The sequence below is a fragment of the Bacillus sp. SRL543 genome, from assembly GCF_984799205.1.
The window spans coordinates 666,404-683,737 of record NZ_OZ481794.1 but is presented as its reverse complement, the minus strand read 5'-3'; the positions used below and the strand labels follow the sequence as shown (position 1 = coordinate 683,737).

At 48.6% G+C, this 17,334-nt stretch carries 17 protein-coding genes and 1 riboswitch; of the genes, 2 read left to right on the top strand and 15 right to left on the bottom strand.

What is annotated here, in order from left to right; translation table 11 throughout:
• The first annotated feature begins 59 nt into the window (after nt 1-59).
• Nucleotides 60-212, top strand: coding sequence for a hypothetical protein (locus AC4E8B_RS03635; RefSeq protein ID WP_490217095.1), 153 nt, complete (start codon nt 60-62; stop codon nt 210-212).
• 333 nt (nt 213-545) lie between these two features.
• On the opposite strand, the gene AC4E8B_RS03630 is transcribed toward AC4E8B_RS03635, so the two are convergent.
• From AC4E8B_RS03630 to AC4E8B_RS03600, 7 genes are all read right to left on the bottom strand, one after another.
• Nucleotides 546-1,355 (bottom strand): Fpg/Nei family DNA glycosylase, encoded by an 810-nt coding sequence (locus tag AC4E8B_RS03630; RefSeq protein WP_490217094.1) that lies wholly within the window; start codon nt 1,353-1,355, stop codon nt 546-548.
• A gap of 60 nt (nt 1,356-1,415) precedes the next feature.
• Entirely contained in the window at nt 1,416-2,315 is a 900-nt protein-coding gene (locus tag AC4E8B_RS03625; protein WP_490217093.1) for a phosphotransferase, read from the bottom strand.
• A gap of 91 nt (nt 2,316-2,406) precedes the next feature.
• Nucleotides 2,407-3,021 (bottom strand): YflT domain-containing protein, encoded by a 615-nt coding sequence (locus tag AC4E8B_RS03620; protein ID WP_490217092.1) that lies wholly within the window; start codon nt 3,019-3,021, stop codon nt 2,407-2,409.
• A gap of 98 nt (nt 3,022-3,119) precedes the next feature.
• Nucleotides 3,120-4,304 (bottom strand): Ger(x)C family spore germination protein, encoded by a 1,185-nt coding sequence (locus AC4E8B_RS03615; RefSeq protein ID WP_490217091.1) that lies wholly within the window; start codon nt 4,302-4,304, stop codon nt 3,120-3,122.
• Nucleotides 4,301-5,893 (bottom strand): spore germination protein, encoded by a 1,593-nt coding sequence (locus AC4E8B_RS03610; protein ID WP_490219480.1) that lies wholly within the window; start codon nt 5,891-5,893, stop codon nt 4,301-4,303. Before AC4E8B_RS03610 ends, AC4E8B_RS03615 begins: the two co-directional genes overlap by 4 nt.
• A complete protein-coding gene (locus AC4E8B_RS03605; RefSeq protein WP_490217090.1) occupies nt 5,887-7,005 on the bottom strand; it encodes a GerAB/ArcD/ProY family transporter in 1,119 nt (372 codons plus the stop codon). Before AC4E8B_RS03605 ends, AC4E8B_RS03610 begins: the two co-directional genes overlap by 7 nt.
• The gene (locus AC4E8B_RS03600) at nt 7,005-7,253 is read right to left on the bottom strand and encodes a hypothetical protein (RefSeq protein WP_490217089.1); all 249 of its coding nucleotides are present in this window, start codon (nt 7,251-7,253) and stop codon (nt 7,005-7,007) included. Before AC4E8B_RS03600 ends, AC4E8B_RS03605 begins: the two co-directional genes overlap by 1 nt.
• A 211-nt stretch (nt 7,254-7,464) precedes the next feature.
• Here AC4E8B_RS03600 and AC4E8B_RS03595 point away from each other — a divergent pair, with 211 nt between their 5' ends.
• On the top strand, nt 7,465-8,988 hold the full coding sequence (locus AC4E8B_RS03595) for an FAD-dependent oxidoreductase (RefSeq protein WP_490217088.1): 1,524 nt from the start codon (nt 7,465-7,467) through the stop codon (nt 8,986-8,988).
• Nucleotides 8,989-9,092: 104 nt separating this feature from the next.
• Here AC4E8B_RS03595 and AC4E8B_RS03590 read toward each other — a convergent pair whose 3' ends face one another.
• The 8 genes from AC4E8B_RS03590 to AC4E8B_RS03555 all read right to left on the bottom strand — a co-directional run bounded on the left by AC4E8B_RS03590 (nt 9,093) and on the right by AC4E8B_RS03555 (nt 17,307).
• Nucleotides 9,093-10,046 (bottom strand): DUF4097 domain-containing protein, encoded by a 954-nt coding sequence (locus AC4E8B_RS03590; RefSeq protein ID WP_490217087.1) that lies wholly within the window; start codon nt 10,044-10,046, stop codon nt 9,093-9,095.
• Nucleotides 10,043-10,606, bottom strand: a complete 564-nt coding sequence (locus AC4E8B_RS03585) for a DUF1700 domain-containing protein (RefSeq protein WP_490217086.1) — start codon at nt 10,604-10,606, stop codon at nt 10,043-10,045. The genes AC4E8B_RS03590 and AC4E8B_RS03585 overlap by 4 nt, the downstream gene beginning before the upstream one ends.
• Nucleotides 10,593-10,922 (bottom strand): PadR family transcriptional regulator, encoded by a 330-nt coding sequence (locus AC4E8B_RS03580; protein ID WP_490217084.1) that lies wholly within the window; start codon nt 10,920-10,922, stop codon nt 10,593-10,595. The genes AC4E8B_RS03585 and AC4E8B_RS03580 overlap by 14 nt, the downstream gene beginning before the upstream one ends.
• Nucleotides 10,923-11,077: 155 nt before the next feature.
• Nucleotides 11,078-11,956, bottom strand: coding sequence for an amidase (locus AC4E8B_RS03575; RefSeq protein WP_490217082.1), 879 nt, complete (start codon nt 11,954-11,956; stop codon nt 11,078-11,080).
• A gap of 45 nt (nt 11,957-12,001) precedes the next feature.
• Nucleotides 12,002-12,088: riboswitch (cyclic di-GMP riboswitch) on the bottom strand.
• Nucleotides 12,089-12,176: 88 nt separating this feature from the next.
• Complete coding sequence (locus AC4E8B_RS03570; protein WP_009792252.1) at nt 12,177-12,311, bottom strand: hypothetical protein; 135 nt, start codon at nt 12,309-12,311, stop codon at nt 12,177-12,179.
• A 76-nt stretch (nt 12,312-12,387) separates the two neighbouring features.
• A complete protein-coding gene (locus tag AC4E8B_RS03565; RefSeq protein WP_490219479.1) occupies nt 12,388-13,860 on the bottom strand; it encodes an amidase in 1,473 nt (490 codons plus the stop codon).
• A 426-nt stretch (nt 13,861-14,286) separates the two neighbouring features.
• Complete coding sequence (locus AC4E8B_RS03560) at nt 14,287-15,432, bottom strand: DEAD/DEAH box helicase (protein WP_490217081.1); 1,146 nt, start codon at nt 15,430-15,432, stop codon at nt 14,287-14,289.
• Nucleotides 15,433-15,828: 396 nt separating this feature from the next.
• Complete coding sequence (locus AC4E8B_RS03555) at nt 15,829-17,307, bottom strand: amidase family protein (RefSeq protein ID WP_490217079.1); 1,479 nt, start codon at nt 17,305-17,307, stop codon at nt 15,829-15,831.
• Between the last annotated feature and the right edge of the window lie 27 nt (nt 17,308-17,334).

Sequence of the window (17,334 nt, the reverse complement as noted above, 5' to 3'; positions counted from 1 at the left end):
TCTTTAATACCCCTGCATATAGTTGAAATAGGACTTCCTTTAAGAAAGGGGAATGGAAGATGCTACTTTTATGGGTTATTACGGCCGGCTTTATTCTCTGCCTTGGGCTTGTCGGCGCAATGTTCGTCCACTATCTGCGCTCCGCCATGCACACCCATGATTCTGTAACCGTCGATCCGCTGCCGGAGGAAACAAGGGAGGAAATAAACTGAGGGGGGAGCAGCCCGGCATATGGGCCAGCGGTTGGCATTTTATTCTGCCGGGCAGGCCGCATGATGCAAGACAGCATGGGTGCGAGATAGGCTGGATGGCAGACTTGGTAGAATATCATGCCAATTGATTAAAAAAGTCGGGAATTCGGTAGATTATTCCGCGAATTGATTAAAATAATCTTCAAGTTGGTAAATTCACCGTTCAAACTATTAAAAAGTGCCCTTCAGGTCAAAAATCAGGCCGCCAAGCCCTGTTAGTAACACTATAAACACTAAAAAAAGCCCAAGGTAGGTCTCTCCCTGGGCTAATCTCTTTGCTTTTTGAATAAAAATTTACGCCTGGCAGCCCGGGCAATAAAAAGTTTTCCGCGATGAAATTTCCTCTTTTACAATCCGGGAGCCGCACCGCAAGCAGCTTTCTCCCTCCCGGTCATACACCATGCATCGCTCATTATAGCCGCCGGTTATCATGTCAGCTTTAAAAAGCGGCTCATCCATATAGCCTCCGCTCTCTATCGCGTTTGCAAACACTGCTTTCATTGCCGGATAAAGCTTGCCTTTCTCCATTTCGCTGAGCTCCTCGATCTTCCTTATCGGCAATAGCCCGGCCTGGTGGCAGATCTCATCTGAATAGCAGTTTCCGATTCCTGCTATGAAATGCTGGTTCACAAGAGAAGTTTTAAGCATTCCGCGTTTTTTCTCCAATAACTGGGCAAAAGAGTCAGCCGTAAATCCAGGACCAAGTGGCTCCGGTCCCAGCTCTTCCAATTCTTTCGCCAGCTCCTCAGCAGACAGCAGATGCAGGTAGCCCAGCCTCAAGCCAATGAAGTACAGCTTCCTGCTGCCGAACGACAGAATCACCTGCTTTGTCCTGTCAGGATTATCTTCGTCATTGCCAAGATACATCCATCCTCCAAGCATCAGGTGGAGAAGGAGGTTTTTACCGGTGCTGAGCCTGAAAATGAGGTGCTTTGCCCGTCTGTCGATGGCCGTGATCTTTGCATTCTGCACCTGCCTGATGAATTCTGCGGACGGCATATTTATCGATTTTTCCCTGTTGATTTCAGCTTGTGTGATTACAAGCCCTGACAGCTGACGGCCGAGCAGCTGACGGTAAGTTTCCATTTCAGGAAGTTCGGGCATATGGAAGGCCCCCTTTCATATGACTAGTATGAAATGAAAAAGGGTTCTTCATGTACCCATTCAGTCGGCCAGAGCCAATGCAAGGCTGTCACTGGCAGCGCCAACTAACTCTGCATCATCGCGGTCATGGGCATATACCGCAAGCAGCAAGGCCGTATAGACGGCTTTGAATCTTGCCAGGCCTCTTGCTTCGGCACCAGCTTCGCCATATTCAGCAAAAAACACTTCTCTGGCCGCCGGGCGGAGAAAGCTGTACGCAATTGAAAGGTCGATGCATGGATTGCCCAGGTGAACATCGCCCCAGTCAATGATTCCGCTGATTTCTCCTTCAGAATGTGCCAGGATGTTGCGGATATGCAGATCGCCGTGCACCAGAACAGGAGGATGCTCCGCCTTGAGCGGCCTTATCTTTCTGATATAAGAAAAAAGCCTGTCACCCTCCTTAAGGATTCCTGCCGATTTTCCTTTTTCGGCGTATCCCTCCATCTTCACAAGCCTTGATTCCATATCCAGCCTGTTATATGTATCGTGCGGGATCCCCAGTTCCTTCGCCCTTTCCACAGGAAAAGAGTGATGCTGCCTCAGGAAGTCAGCCAGCTTTCTGGCCGACTTTTCACCGCCCGGCCCGGCGGGAGGAAATCCGCTGATTTTTTTATAGCCGGAAAAAAACCACGGATAGCCTTTAGCAGGCTTTCCTGCAAACACCGGCACAGGATAATCGATTTCCGCAGCAATGGCGAGCTCAGGCAAAATCCGGCTTTCGGTCTTCAAGAGCCCTTCTGCTGCAGTCTTCCGGGGAAACCGGAATACATACTCACCGTTGATTAGGAACACCTGATTATCAAAGCCTTCCCCAAACAGCTTCACATCAGCAGGCGCCAGTTCGGGAAACTGGCTCAAAAGCAGCTTCCTTGCCTCCGGGAGAGCAAGAGACACCTCTCCATTCCAAGGCTGGTCCATATCATCCCCCTCCTTTATTTTCAGTTATACTATTGTGCCGATTGTTTTTCAACAGCAGGAAAAAGGCACCCTTGCAGCGGGTGCCTCTGTTTTAATACATTTTGTTGTTATCAATCTTCATCCTGTCTTTTGCAACTTGAGGGTCTTCTGATAAAGGCTGTCTTGTTCCTGCAGGAGGAACATAGACGTTATCAACAGGCATTGCTGGTTCATTGTCAGGCATGCCTGCTTCTCCCGGATTCATTTTCTGCTCACGCAGCTTGTCCGATCCGCCGTCCACGAATACAAGGATCTTTCCTTCCTTGATTTGATCGCTGTAATGCTCGGCATCTTCTTCCGGGATGCCCATCCCGATGAGGGCGCCTGTCAGCCCGCCGAGACCCGCTCCAGCGGCAGCCCCGGTGAGAGCTCCAGCGAGCGGCCCTGCCGCAAGCACCGGACCGATGCCGGGAATGGCAAGGGCTCCCGCTCCTGCCAGCAGTCCTGCAAGGCCGCCGAGCGTTCCTCCGGCTGCCGCCCCTGCAGCAAGCCCTTCTTCAGCTTTAGTCCCTGTCTGCTCTGTCACTGCATCCACATCATCATCATTTTTCCCGACCACTGAAATATCCGCAGAGTCATAGCCCTGTGCCCTCAGCTCTTCAACAGCTTCAATGGCTTCACTTTGTGTATCATAAACGCCTGCAATATGCTTCTTTTCTTCTGCCATTATCTTTTGCCTCCTTGATAAGGTAAGATAAATAGACAAGCCATCTGATGGCAGCCTATACAGAGAATTTACCCTGAGGCCTGATCTGTAAACCTGTACTAATTCGTCTCAGATAAGAAGGATTTGGTCCTGATTCCTGCCCGCCTCATTTTAATAAGAGCAGTCACCTCGATATCCGCCTCAGAGAAATATTGGTCCCAATTGCCTTCTGCTTCATGAAAATGTTTATAATCTTTTCTTCTCACCGCATCTCCGAATCCGAAAATATCCACTTTGTCTTCTTTTTGGACTTTCTTAATGGTTTCTGCAACGATTTTTTCAATGTGCTTCTCCGTCTTTTCTTCATAATCCTCATAAACAGCTATTTTATCGACGCTATCATCACATTGAGTGCCCTCCAGATAACTCTCTCCTCTGATGTCAATCTTGACCTTCGCCTTGCCGTCTATAATCCGTGCTTTTGTCTTTGTTGTTGTATTATAGATTCTGATGTCAATATAGCGGTTGTCTCCGCAGCCGATTGTTAAGCTTGTATTCTTTATTTTGTCCTGCGTCCAAAGGTAATTCCTTGCATCCTCCAGATCTAAAAAGCCTTCCAGCCTGCCGCCGTCGAAAATAGCAAGGGAATCAAGTACGACGAGTGCGTCCGGTGTTACTTTTTTCATGTTATCTACACTCGCCCCTTTCCCCGGGTCTCCCTTAATTGCCACAGCAGCCATCACCGGCTGCCGGCCGGGGGACGTCCAGGCGCTGATCACATCATTCAGCCTCACCCCGGGATCACCGCCCCAAGTCTCTTCCATTGTATTCAGCTGTGTATGGAGCTTAAGTGAAGTGGATTTCTGGAACTGATAGGTCACCTTCAGCACATCTTCGGCCCTTACTCCTCTTGCAATGACAATATTAAAATCATCCCGCATCTCCCTGTTGCGCTCCAGATAATCCAGGAACTCCAGCATCCCTTCCTCTGCCAATTCTTCACTGATGATCAGGGTCCTCATATGCGAGTAAACAAGATTCCTTGAGATGCCCTCGCTCATCTGGTTCGTCAACTCAGACAGGGAATTTCCTTCTTTTCCGTACACAATCGAAGGTGCGTTGCCGCCGGCAGTCCGGTTGTTCAGCTCGGCTGCGTTAATGCCTTCTACGGACAGGTAATATTTTGCATCTTCTCCCTTGTCCACTGCCATGCCGGTGACAACCGTGACCTCAGCCAGCTCTTTTTGATCCCAGCAGCCTGACAGCAGGCAGCAAACTGCTATAGCAGCCATGATTTTTTTCATTTTCCCGGGCCCCCATTCATTGGAGGAGGAGAAGGGGAGCCAGTCTTAGGCTGCTTCTCTTCTTTTTGCGGCTTTAAATAGCTGGGCCTTTTATTCATGCTCCAGAAAGGGAAGCGGAAGAACACATCTTTCTGGCTTTCAATGATGAAAGGAGCTACAGGGGCCAGATATGGGACGCCGAAGGAGCGGAGCGAGCTCAAATGAGCCACCATCAGAACAAGCACAATCAGTACGCCGTAAAGGCCGAGGATGGAGGCGGTAATAATAAGCAGGAATCTGAGCAGCCTGGAAGCGTTCGAGAAGCTGTATGTCGGTGAAACAAAATTGGCAATGGCAGTAATCGCGACTATGATAACCATAATATTGGAAATGATCCCCGCCTCGGCTGCAGCCTGGCCGATGACGAGCGCCCCGACGATCGATACAGTCTGTCCGACTGCGCGCGGCATCCTGACTCCTGCCTCGCGCAGGATTTCAAAGGTGATTTCCATCAGCAGAACTTCAATCACCGCAGGGAACGGCACCCCTTCCCGCTGTGCGATCACACTCAAAAGCAGCGTAGTCGGGAGAAGTTCGTGATGGAACGTAAGAATCCCCACATACAAAGAAGGAGTTATAAGCGCGATCATAAATGAAATATAGCGGATAAAGCGTATAAAAGTCCCCATAAAGAAGTTTTGGTAATAATCCTCTGATACGGAAAAAAAGTCGACAAGTACAGCAGGCACTAGAAGTACAAACGGCGTCCCGTCAACAAGGATGGCCACCTTCCCCTCCAGGAGATTGGCCGCAACCGCATCAGGTCTTTCTGTGTTAAGGGCCAATGGAAAAAGAGTAGCAGTTTTATCTGCAATCAGCTCTTCGATATTCCCTGATTCTAAGATTGCGCTTGTGTCAATTTTTCTCAGACGCTTGCGTACCTCTCCGACAATTCCGCTGTCGGCAATATCCTTCATATAGCTGATAAAAACGGTCGTGCCCGTATCATTCCCGATGGTGAATTCCTCAAATTGCAGCCTTGGATTCTTAATCCGCCTGCGGATGAGGCTGACGTTTACCGATAATGTTTCGACAAATCCATCCTTTGGGCCCCTGATGACAGTTTGGGTGCTCGGTTCAGTAATCGACCGGCTTTCAGTAGTGGGGACAGGAACGGAAATCGCCCGGTTGACCCCTTTAAAAGCAAGGATAATGCTCCCTGAAAGCATGTAATCAGTTATTTGAGGTACTGATTCTGCCAGCTTATAGCCTGCTCCCCTGCAATGCTCCTTGCCGAAGCTCTTTACATCATCAATATTTTTTACCCTTGAATCCGGCCCGGACTCTTTGGCAATTGAATGAATGATTTCTTTAAGCGCATTGCTGTCGACCATGGTCTCCAGATAGAAAAGAAGGGCATCAGTCTGTCCAGCCTTGAGCTCTTCGATCTTCAAGTCGGCCGAAGCGCCAAAAATGCCGGATAACTCCTCTTTAAGCTCATCAAGCTCATAGCTGTCGAGGTTCGCACCGCCGGTTTCCCGGGCAGCTTCCTCCACATTCTCTTTGCCGGCTCTTTTTATGCGCTTGAGTGATTTAATGCGGTTCAACACTTCACCCCATTTTTCCCGGAATGCTTCCGGCTGCGGTTCTTCCACAGCAAAACAGCCAGGAGGACAGATGGAATGCCGAATTGCATCGGCAAATGAACAAAATATGGGACTAAAACAAGCCCCTCTTCCAGATGGTCGGCAAAATTGACTGAAATCAGCACAGAAAACAGGGACACGACCGCTGACATAGGAAGGGCAAAGTATCGGTAAGGCAGCCGGAACACGTACTCCAGCCCTTTCAGCGCTCCAAACAGGAACACTGAGCCTTTTATAAGGATGCCAAGCATCATGATGAAAACAACGAGTGCATCGATCCGCTCAATGAAATTGCCGATGGAAACCTGCCTTGCCGCACTGAGCATCGGAAAATTGGAACGGACCATCGCATCTGCCCCAAGCGTCATGACCATCAGGATGGTTGCATGAGTCAGCAGCAGCCCGGCAATGGCTGTCCCCATTAATGAAACTCTTTTTACATATTTGAAACTGGTTACTTTCCCAAAAATGACAGTAAAAGCTATAAGCTCGCCGAAGGGAAATACAAACAGCGAAGGAAAAACAGCTTTGGCCACCGGCATGATGCCTTCGCCAAGGACCGGCTCAATCCGGCTGAACTCCAGATTCCCGCTTGCGAGCAGGAATATCGTCAGCAATAGTACAAACAGCACCACATAAGGCGAAAAGATTTCAGACGTCCGTCCGAGCACTTCAATGCCAAGGTAAAGGATATAGCCCATCGTCAAGGCGATGGTGAGGGAAATCATTTCAATGGGCGTATTGGGAAGAATGGCAGACGCGATCAGCTCGCCAAAATCCCTCACCACCCTGCTGGATATGTAGAGAAAATAAATGATATATAGAAATGCCGCCGGAATCACAAGATAGCGCTTAAAGCAGTGCTCCATGATTTCATAAAGATTTTTTCCGGGAAGGCGGCTGATCAGGAACCAGTAAAAGTACACAATCCCCATTCCCAAGCCTGTAGAAATGATCATGGCTATCCAGGCATCCTGCTCGGCACCCTTGCCGACACCGATGATGATCGCACTGCCGAGAAGGAAATTTATGAGCAGTGTCAGCAGCTGGCTAAGCGATATATTTTCTTTCAACATCAGCTCCCACTTCCCTTCTGCTGTGCTTTTTCAGCCCTTTTTTTCTTATGAAGCCTTAAGTCTATAAGCAAGCTTGAACCCAGGCCAAGGAAAAAAACAAACAATGCAATGACCCTTCCCGCGGCGATTTCTGCGTAAAAAATATTCAGAACTGCTTCACGGACTGTACTTTTAAAAACAAACATATCAAAGAGAAGCGTCATCACGAACATACTTGCGGAAACCAATATAAACGAAAAAGTGACCATCTTATCTTCCCATCCATTTTAAAGTTGCTTTTCTAGTATTTAAATTTACTGCTTATTTTATCCAATAAACCAGCCCTATCCTCAACTCTTTTTCCAGCGATTATGTTTGGGCCCAAAAGGGTATGAAATTTACATCAGCTATGCAGAAGAACGAATATGCCCCCCTTGGAAAGGAAAGATTATCTAAAAGAAAACCCTGAGGAGGAAAATTATGAACCATTCACAAATGCCGCAATACCCGGAGCCTTACTGGAGGGAAACCCCGCTGTCATCTTATGCAGCCCTTAACGAAAACATCGAGACTGACGTGGCAATCGTCGGAGGGGGGATTACAGGCGTTACTGCGGCCTATCTTCTTGCTAAACAAGGCCTTAAGGTCACTCTCCTGGAGGCTGGGAACGTATTAAATGGAACCACAGGCCATACGACCGCAAAGCTGACTGCCCAGCACGGAGTCATTTACGATGAGCTGATCAGCCACTTTGGGGAAGAAAAAACGAAGCTCTATTATCAGGCGAATGCTGAAGCCATCACTTTTGTAAAAAACCTCATCGAGGAAAAAAAGATCGACTGCGATTTCAGCATGGAAGATGCTTATATTTACGCTGTTTCCGACCAGGCTGCAAGCAAGGTGCAAAAAGAGTATGAAGCTTACCAGAAGCTCGAGATCGACAGCAGCTTTGCTGAAAGCATTCCATTTAATATAGACATCAAAGGTGCAGCTGTCATGAAAGGGCAGGCACAATTCCATCCCCTGAAATTCCTGAAGGTGCTTCTTGAGGAATTTACAGCAGCAGGCGGTAAAGTGTATGAAAACACAACAGCTGTCGATGTTGAAGAAGGACAGCCTGCCACGGTCAAAACAAGGGACGGCCATACCGTCACAGCCAATCATGTCATCGTCGGCTCCCATTTCCCCTTTTATGATGGCAAAGGCTTTTATTTTGCAAGGATGCATCCGGAACGATCCTATATTGTTGCCGTCAAGACCAGGGATGAGTATCCGGGGGGCATGTACTACAGCGCGGATCAGCCGACGCGCTCCCTGCGCTATACGCCGGTAAATGGCGAAAAGCTTGTCCTTGTGAGCGGCGACAGCCATAAAACCGGGCATGAGTCCGATACACTGAAGCATTATGAGGCTTTGGAGGAATTCGCTGAGCAGGTCCTTGGCATAGAGGAATATCCGTACAGATGGTCAGCACAGGATTTGATCACTTTGGACAAGATGCCTTATATCGGTCCAATCACCGGCAGCTCTCCTAACATCTATGTCGCAACCGGCTACCGCAAATGGGGCATGACCAATGGGATTGCCGCCGCCCATCTGCTGACTGATTATATTGCAGGAAAGGATAGTCCATATAAGGACGTATTCACCCCTTCCCGCTTTAAAGCCGATCCAGGCATCAAGGAATTCATCAAAGCCAACACTGATGTCGCCGGCCAGCTGATTAAAGGGAAGCTCGAATACATCCCTGCCGAGCTCGATGATCTTGAACCAGACCACGGTGCACCTGTCATCTTCAACGGCAAACGGGCCGGTGCCTACCGCGATAAAGAAGGAGCCCTCCATATCGTCGACACCACCTGTACCCATATGGGCTGCGAATGTGAATGGAATAATGGCGAACGGACCTGGGACTGCCCATGCCACGGCTCGCGCTTTTCTTATACCGGGGAAGTCGTCGAAGGTCCGGCCGAAACTCCGCTTAAAAAAATTCAAGGTGAATGATTTGGAAGCTCCTGCGGCGTATTCTGCGGGGGCTTTCTATTTAAGGCAATATGCAGTCCATACAGCATAAAAAGAGCTGCCCTGGATAAGGACAGCTCTCTCTATTAATTCAAATTAAAATCTCCAGAAGCAGTGTGGACCTTCACCACATGCTCTCCTGGACCTATTTTTCCAAGAATCCTGTCTTCTTCTTTTTCTTCAAAAAGGAATCCATCCAGCTGGACCTTGCCCTCTCCGGAGGTTGCCTTAAAATCTACCATCATGTCGCTTGGCTCCTCTTTGAATGAAATATTGACATCCCCGCTTGCCGTTTCGGCAGTAATGCTGGCTGCCAGCTGATCATTGCTGATGTTCAGGTCGCCCGAAGTGATTTTTGCAAGAATATCCCCGGACAATCCGTTGATTTCGATATCCCCTGAAGCCGTATATAAATCTGCATTCTCAGCGGTTGAGCCTTCAATTAGCATATCCCCGCTTGCTGCCTTAAACTTCAATTCCTTCGCATTTGAATCTACTACCCTTACATCTCCGCTCGCCACCTGGATTTCCATTTGGCCTCCGGCTTCCATTTTCTTCAGTGCAACATCACCGCTCTTTGTCTCAAAAATGCTGTCCTTGCTTTGAATGTTTTCCGCTTTGATATCGCCGGATAATACCTGGACAGCCAGTTCCTCATATTCCTTTTTCGGAAGAAGCACTTCTATTTTCACATCACGAATGATGACAACTCCCATGCGGAACATATTCTTCACATCAAGGTCGACATTCAGGGTGCCATTATCCTCGCTGACCTTCAGTTTATAATCATCCTTCAGTTTTTTGCTGACTTTCCCCGTTAGTGCCACCTTTATATCTTCTTCGCTGCCAGCCTCCCTGATTACCACATCAGTCGAAGCGCTATTTACCGAAATATGCCGGATGGAACCTGCTTCTATCGTCTCACTTTGATTGATATCAGCCGTGTTAAAATTCAGACCTCCCGAAGCGCTGAGTGTAATGGCTGAACCGCCGACACCAATCAGGAATAAAACGACCAAACCTGCCACCAGTTTCTTCATGCCGCCTTCTCTCCCTTTCCTTTGACTAGCCTGACATTGAATTTGATATAGCCGAGAAGTACCCGGTAAAAGAATTTGCCAACATAAATCATTCCGATGCTCAGCAGCAGGCCAAGGCTGAACAATGCCAGCGAAGCAAAGAAATTCAGCGTAATATCCTCAAAGCCTGTAAAAAAGGATGACCCCAGCAAAGCAAATGGCGATAGTGTCAAAACGAGTGCCACCGCACATAGTGAAATATAGACGCCAGCGAGGCCGACCAGCGGCCCAAGTATAAAGACCAGATTGAAAAAGCTGAGGCTGACCGCTGCCGTTGCCGCCTGAAATATATTAGTCACTGACTGCGTCTTCTCCGCTTTGACGATCCTGTAATCTGCAAGAAGATCGCGCGCTATCACATGCGGGTCGCCAAGCTCCTCCATGATCTCCCTTTCCGACTTGCCATTCGCGAGCCCGATTTCAAAATGCTCTTCATAGTCATACAGCATTTCCCGCCGGTCATACTCCGGCACCTTACCAAGCAGCTTCTCAAGCCTTGCCAAAAATTCATTGCCTGCCACTCGACTTCCCCTCCTCAACAAATTCATTAACCGCCAATGAGAACTGCTGCCACTCCTCGACCAGCATATACATATAATCCCTGCCCTTTTCTGTCAGTGAATAGTATTTTCTGGGAGGCCCTTCAGTTGATTCTGCCAGATAGGTTGTTAAATACTCTTCTTTTGTCAGCCTTCTGAGCAAAGGATAGAGCGTCCCTTCAGCCACTTCGATTTTATCCGAAATGTTCTGTGCAAGTTCATAGCCATATTGATCTTTCTTTGAGATCAGCAGCAGCACGCACAGCTCAAGAACTCCCTTTTTGAATTGAACATTCAATCCTTGCACCTCCACCGGTAGTGAACATTATTCAGTAGTCATGTAAATTCTTCCATCACTTCACAGACCCATCATACAATACACTACTGAACATTGCAAGGTACTGAACGTAAAAAAATACCTATTTATTACAAATAGGCATTTTACCGATCATATTATGGTTTCATATCCATCCAGCTTTGAAGATGATGGACAGCCATGCTGACATGGGAATTTGCGGAATAGAAGTCACGGACAAGTGAAAGCTGATTCTCCATTTTTGCTGTGCCTTCTTCATAAAAAGTAATATATGCGGCTTCTGAAGAGGCACCTGTCTCTGCGGCAATTTCTATCTTTTTCCCGAAGCGGGCCGCAAGCTCAACCTCGGTCCTGGACAGCTCGATCATTCCGTTAGGGCCTTCTGCCATATCCCTGTATGCCATGATGGTCACACTATCTGTATTCTTTATGACCCAGTCTGCAAGAGAATTCCTGCCGTATTTATTGCTGAACATCATTTCATCAAACCAGAAAGGAATATCTGCCCCGAAAGGAAGATGGAGGTCTGCGCACAGAGATGCTGCCTGTGCCATACGGGTCTGATAATTCACCACAGTGTTTTTGTAATTGCTTTCCCAGCCAGGCAGAAGATAGGGTTCAATATCCAGGTGGATGCCGGAAAACTGCTGGGAAGGGGCTGCCTGCTCCTGATAGGAAGATACCCATGAGAAGAAGCTGAGCATGGCCGCCTCCCCTTTTGCCGTCGCCCATTTAGGAGCTCCATCCAATGCATGGACACTGATTCCGCCGGCATTTGCTTTTTCTATAAATGATTGGTAGACAGATGCTGGCAGGCTCTGGTCAATCTGCAGATACAGCCTATCTGCCTGCTTGTCCCCCAGGAATCGAATGATTTCATCAGACCTGTCCTTTATCGCTGCTGTGTCCCAAAGCCAGGTTGAGCGGTTCATATCAGCAGCCTCTCCTTTCACGGGGCAGGCTGCAAATACGAGCAGTACAGCCAAAAAAGCTGTTTTGAAAAATTTTACGGTCATCTTCAGTTCTCCTTTTTATGATGCCATGACATCCATAAAAAGGAGCCCGGCAGCCTGGCAGCCATCCGCATGAATGCGGGAAGGCCCATAGCTTTGCGTCCCTGCCTTTCGACAGGTTTGCCTTTATCAGTTGTTTGTTAATTTGATTATAATCACTTTTCAGGAAAAATAAAGATATTTTTTAAGCAAAAAGACCCCCAAGTGCTGGGGGCCTTCTTCTTTAGTCTTTTGGCTGGTTTTCTTTCTTGCTTTTTGTGCCGGTGTTGAATTCAACCAGCTCTTCACTTGTCCAGCCTTCTCTTTTTTTATTATTGTTGCGCTGTGCGTTTGCATTTCCAAGTTTTGTCCTGCCCATGCTGCCTCGCTCCTTTACTAGCGTTTTCTCTGGTAGTATGGGCCTTTTCACAGTGTGTTATTCTGCTTTGGCAGCCTTACAGGAGAGGGGCTTTCCTCACTTTAGTACCCTGCTCGTAAGCATAGGCCATGCTGATCAGCCCGGGTTCTGAAAAAGCGGTCCCGGTAAATGTAATGCCAACCGGTTCATTTTCCAGAGAATATCCTGCTGGAACTGTGATGGAAGGATACCCTGCCTTTGCCGGAATGCCCGCCCCAAAGTTGTTAGGCGTCACGATGGCATCGAGATTATGCTGTTTCAGGACATGGTCAATTCCCTGCTCGGTTGAAAAATAGATATCTTCTTCGAGTGAGGATATGTAAGCTTCCTCAGTCAGGGTGCCGCTTGTTTTTTCGGCTGCCTCCAAGATGGTCTGCCCGTATTTAAGGGCCGCGCCACTGTTTTCGAGGTTAAAGGCGATCACATCCTCAAGCGATTTTACTTTAATATGCGGAGCAAGGCCGCGCAGATAGGCGTTAAGATCTGCTTTGAATTCGTACGTAAGCACATCATATTTCCATTCATTTTTCGTCGAAGGAATTTCTACAGAGTCGACCACTTCAGCGCCAAGAGCCTTCAGCTGTTCAACCGCATGGTTCATCACTTCAAGCTTGACCCCGCTCAAATAATCGAAATACACTTCGCGTGCAATGCCGATTCTTTTTCCTTTCAGCCCGTTTTCATCAAGAAAGCCTGCAAACTCGGTATAGTCTGACTCGGGATTGTTCTGGACAGCAGGATCTCTGTCATCATTGCCGGCAAGCACATCCAGAAGATAAACTGCATCCCTGACCGTTCTGGCCATAGGGCCTGCCGTATCCTGGGAATGCGCGATCGGGATGATGCCCCTTCTGCTGATCAGTCCGACCGTCGGTTTGATGCCGACAAGCGAGTTCTGGCTTGCCGGGCTGAGAATCGAGCCTGACGTCTCCGTTCCGACAGCCACTGCCGCAAAATTCGAAGCGATGGCTGCACCTGAACCTGAACTGGATCCGCCGACGTCAAAATGACCCGGTCCATAAGGATTCAGCACCTGCCCGCCCCTTGAGCTGTAGCCGCTCGGCATGCCCTCTGTCATAAAATTGGCCCATTCGGTCATATTCGTTTTCCCGATAATTACGGCCCCGGCCTTCCTTAAGGCTTCGGCCACATAGGAGTCTTCCATTGCCACAGAATCTTTCAGAGCAAGAGAACCGGCACTGGTATGCATTTTATCGGCAGTATCAATATTATCCTTGATCAGGACAGGAATGCCGTGCAGCGGCCCGCGGCTGCCCTTCACCTTTCGCTCAGCATCCAGTGCTGCCGCGATCTGGACAGCATCCGGATTGATTTCAAGCACAGAGTTGACCGCCGGACCGTTCTTATCCTTCTGTGCGATCCTGTGCAGATACATCAGCACCAGCTCCTTGGAGGAAACCTCTCCCTTCTCCATTTTCTCCTGCATCTCATCTATTGTGGCTTCAAGAAGCCATTCTTCCTGAAGCTTTTTCAATCTTGGATTTTTCATATAGGAATCGTATCCTTTCACATGGAATTTACTTTCATAGTTTATCATATTTTCTGAATCCTTTACTATATTAAAGGTTGGTTATGAAGTGTAATGGAGAGTTAGCGCGGCATCTTGAAAGTTGGCAGGAGTCAGGTTTATAAAATGCACTTGAAGTGAGTAATGCTGATGATTTTTAGGGTAGGGGGGCAGTTTTTTGGGAGGTGTCTGGATGCCTTTGCCTATTAGAGGGTTCTTTGCCTGCTTGGGGAAAGGTTTTAAATCATTTTGATGTTTTTCTACATAAATTCTGAGTTATTCTACATAAATTTGGAGTTATTCTACATAAAAAAATGAGTTATTCTACATATTTTCAGCGTGATTCTACACAAAATACATATTCTTACAAAAAAAGCCGACAACCCAAAACCGGATTGTCAGCTTCTTTTATCTTCTTTTATCAGCGTCCACAATATCACCGGAATAAAATACTTTCTTCTCCGGTGTAATGCCAAGCTCCTGGCAGAATTTCTTCAGTTCGCGTTCTTCTCTTTCGGTCACGAGCGAGATAACGGTCCCGCTAGCACCGAATCGGCCGGTGCGCCCTGACCGGTGGACATATTGCTTGATGTCCCTCGGAAAATCATAATGAATGACATGGGTGACACCCTGGATGTCGAGGCCTCTTGCAGCTACATCTGTTGCAAAAAGCAGGCTGCTTTTTCCTTCGCGGAAATTTTTCAAATGCTTCTGCCTGTCCATTTTATCCAGATCGCTGTGCAGAATTCCGGCATCCACGCCTTTAAAATCAAGCTTTTCAGAAAGGACAGAAAGATTGCCGATGTCCTTTACAAAGGCTAGCCCCTTGATATCCTTCACACGGGAAATCTTTTCAAGCAGTTTGATTTTATCGCGCTGCTCGCAGGCAAAATAAATATGGTCAACATCTGACGGGATGGTCTCTTCCTTCCCTACACGGATGAGCTCGGCATCAGCGGAGAACTCCTGTGCAATCTTCGCGGTACTTTCAGGAAGTGTTGCTGAAAAGAATGCAAGCTGCCTGTCAGCAAGGGTTGACTTTAAAATGGTCTTTACAGTCTCCAGATGCTCGGGAACCAGCAGCTGGTCTCCTTCATCAAGCACAACTGTTTTGACTTCATGCATCTTCAGCTTTTTCTGTTTGATCAGCTCGAGCATCCGTCCAGGTGTGCCCAAAGCGATCTGCGGATGCTTCTTCAGCTTCTCAAGCTGCCTTTTCGTATTGGCGCCGCCGATGAAGGTGGCTCCTTTTATGCCGCTTCCCTCTGCCCATTTCTGGACCTCCGAGAAAATTTGCATAACCAGCTCCTGTGAAGGGGCGATAATAACGGCCTGGACCGCTTTTTTGCCAGGATCGATTTTATCAAGAAGCGGCAGCAGGTAAGCAAGCGTCTTGCCTGTCCCTGTCGGCGATTCAGCGATCACGTCCCTGCCCTCCTGGATAAGGGGGATGCTCTTCGATTGAACGGCGGTCGGCTCATTAAAGCCGGACTTTTCCCATACTTCCTGGATAAAAGGCTTCAGGCCGGCAACTACAGATTGATTTTCAGTCATAACTATCTCCTTTTTCATAGAAAAGCGCAAGCGCCTTGCTCCCTTAAGGAACGCAGACTAAGAACGCCACGTCCTGTGGCAACGTCTGCATGACCAGCTTCCTGGGGGCCTCAAGACGATCCTCCCGGAAAGGCGCTCTTTGCCTTTTTGGGAGGATTGGCTTGTGACTCGAGGGGATAGGCACAGCTGCTAGACAATAATCGAAATTTAAAAATATACTTTTATTTTTTTGAAAAATCTCATCTATTCCAGAGCTGCTTTTTTAGAGCATGCCCAGTTTTACAAAAATTTGTGTACCGTTCTGATACTAGCTTATGATGTTCCAGATGTCCAGCCTTCATGCCATCTGAGCTCCTTTTCATGCGCACCGCCGCAGAAAAATTCTCTAGCAGCACTTCAATATTCCCTCAGCCAATATGGCGTCTGTTCAAGTTCGAATGCAAGGCGGAACAGCAGATCTTCCCGTCCTTTTACTGCCATGAACTGGACTCCGCAAGGCAGACCGTCTGCTGTTTTATGCAGGGGCACGCTCATCGCCGGCTGCCCTGTCAGGTTGGCCAGCTGGGTGAACGGCGTCCGCTTCAGGCTGTTTTCGGCAAGCTGGTCTGCCAGCCCTGCCTTTTGGGCAAGCTTTCCAAGCTTCAGCATGCTGATCAAACGCACTGCCGCTTTTTCTGCACTTTTAAGGCTGAGCTCGCCGATCCTTGCCGGGGGATAAGCAGTGGCAGGCGTCAAATAGAAGTCATAGGTTTCATGAAAAATATCCATCATATAGGCAGCTTTGTCCCACTCCCTCATGCTCAGGACAAAGTCCCCGGCAGAAATTGTTTTTCCTAGGATCCCGAGGAGCCATGTAGATGCTTCAACATCATTTCTGGACGCTTTCCGCCCGAGCGTTTCCTCCATCCCGGCCAGAGCTGCCGCCACCTCTCCAAAGTACATCGTGATATAGCTTTGGGCAAGCTTCTTTCCGTCTATATCAGGTTTAGCTTCTTCGGTCCGGTAGCCCAGATCTTCGAGGATAGCGGCCGTGCGGAGCACAGCATCCCTGCAGTCGGGGTGGACATCAGTGCCAAGCGGGGAAGCTGTGGTGTAAGCAATTTTCATTGTTTTTGGGAGCGGCTTTTCCAGACAGCCGAGATACGATTCTGCTGGGGGAATAGAAAGAAAAGCGCCGCCTTTTTCCGGTCCATGCAGCTCATCGAGCATGGCGGCGCTGTCCCTGACCGAACGGGTGAGCACATGATCAGATGAAGCCCCCTGCCAATGCCGGCCAAGCCCTGGGCCGGCCGGTGTTCTCCCCCTGCCCGGCTTCAGGCCGAATAATCCGCAATAAGCGGCAGGGATGCGGATCGAACCGCCGCCGTCATTGGCGCCTGCAATCGGCACCATCCCGCTCGCCACCGCTGCCGCAGATCCGCCGCTTGAACCGCCCGGAGTGTAATCAGGATTCCATGGATTCCTGGCCGGTCCGTAAAATTCAGGCTCTGTTATCCCCATCAGTGCAAGCTCCGGGACATTCGTCTGCCCGAGGAAAATGACACCCGTCCGCCGGAGCCTGGCCACAAATTCAGAATCGCTTTTTGCACGGTAATTCTGCAGCGCCTTTGAGCCGGAAGTGATTTTTTCCCCTCCGATTTCCTGAGTGATATCCTTCAGCAGCATCGGCACCCCCGCAAATGTTCCCTCCAGATCAGCGGACAAAGCAGCGGCCTTTGCCTGGTCATACATTTTATTAATAACCGCATTCAGCCTGGGATTTAAGGCTTCAATATTCTCAATGGCTGCCTCTGCCAGCTCAATCGGAGCAGCTTCTTTCTTTTTCACCAGCTCTGCCAGGGCAAGGGCATCATTTTCTAAAAAGAGATTGTTCATTTTTCCACCCGCTTTAAAAGAAATAGT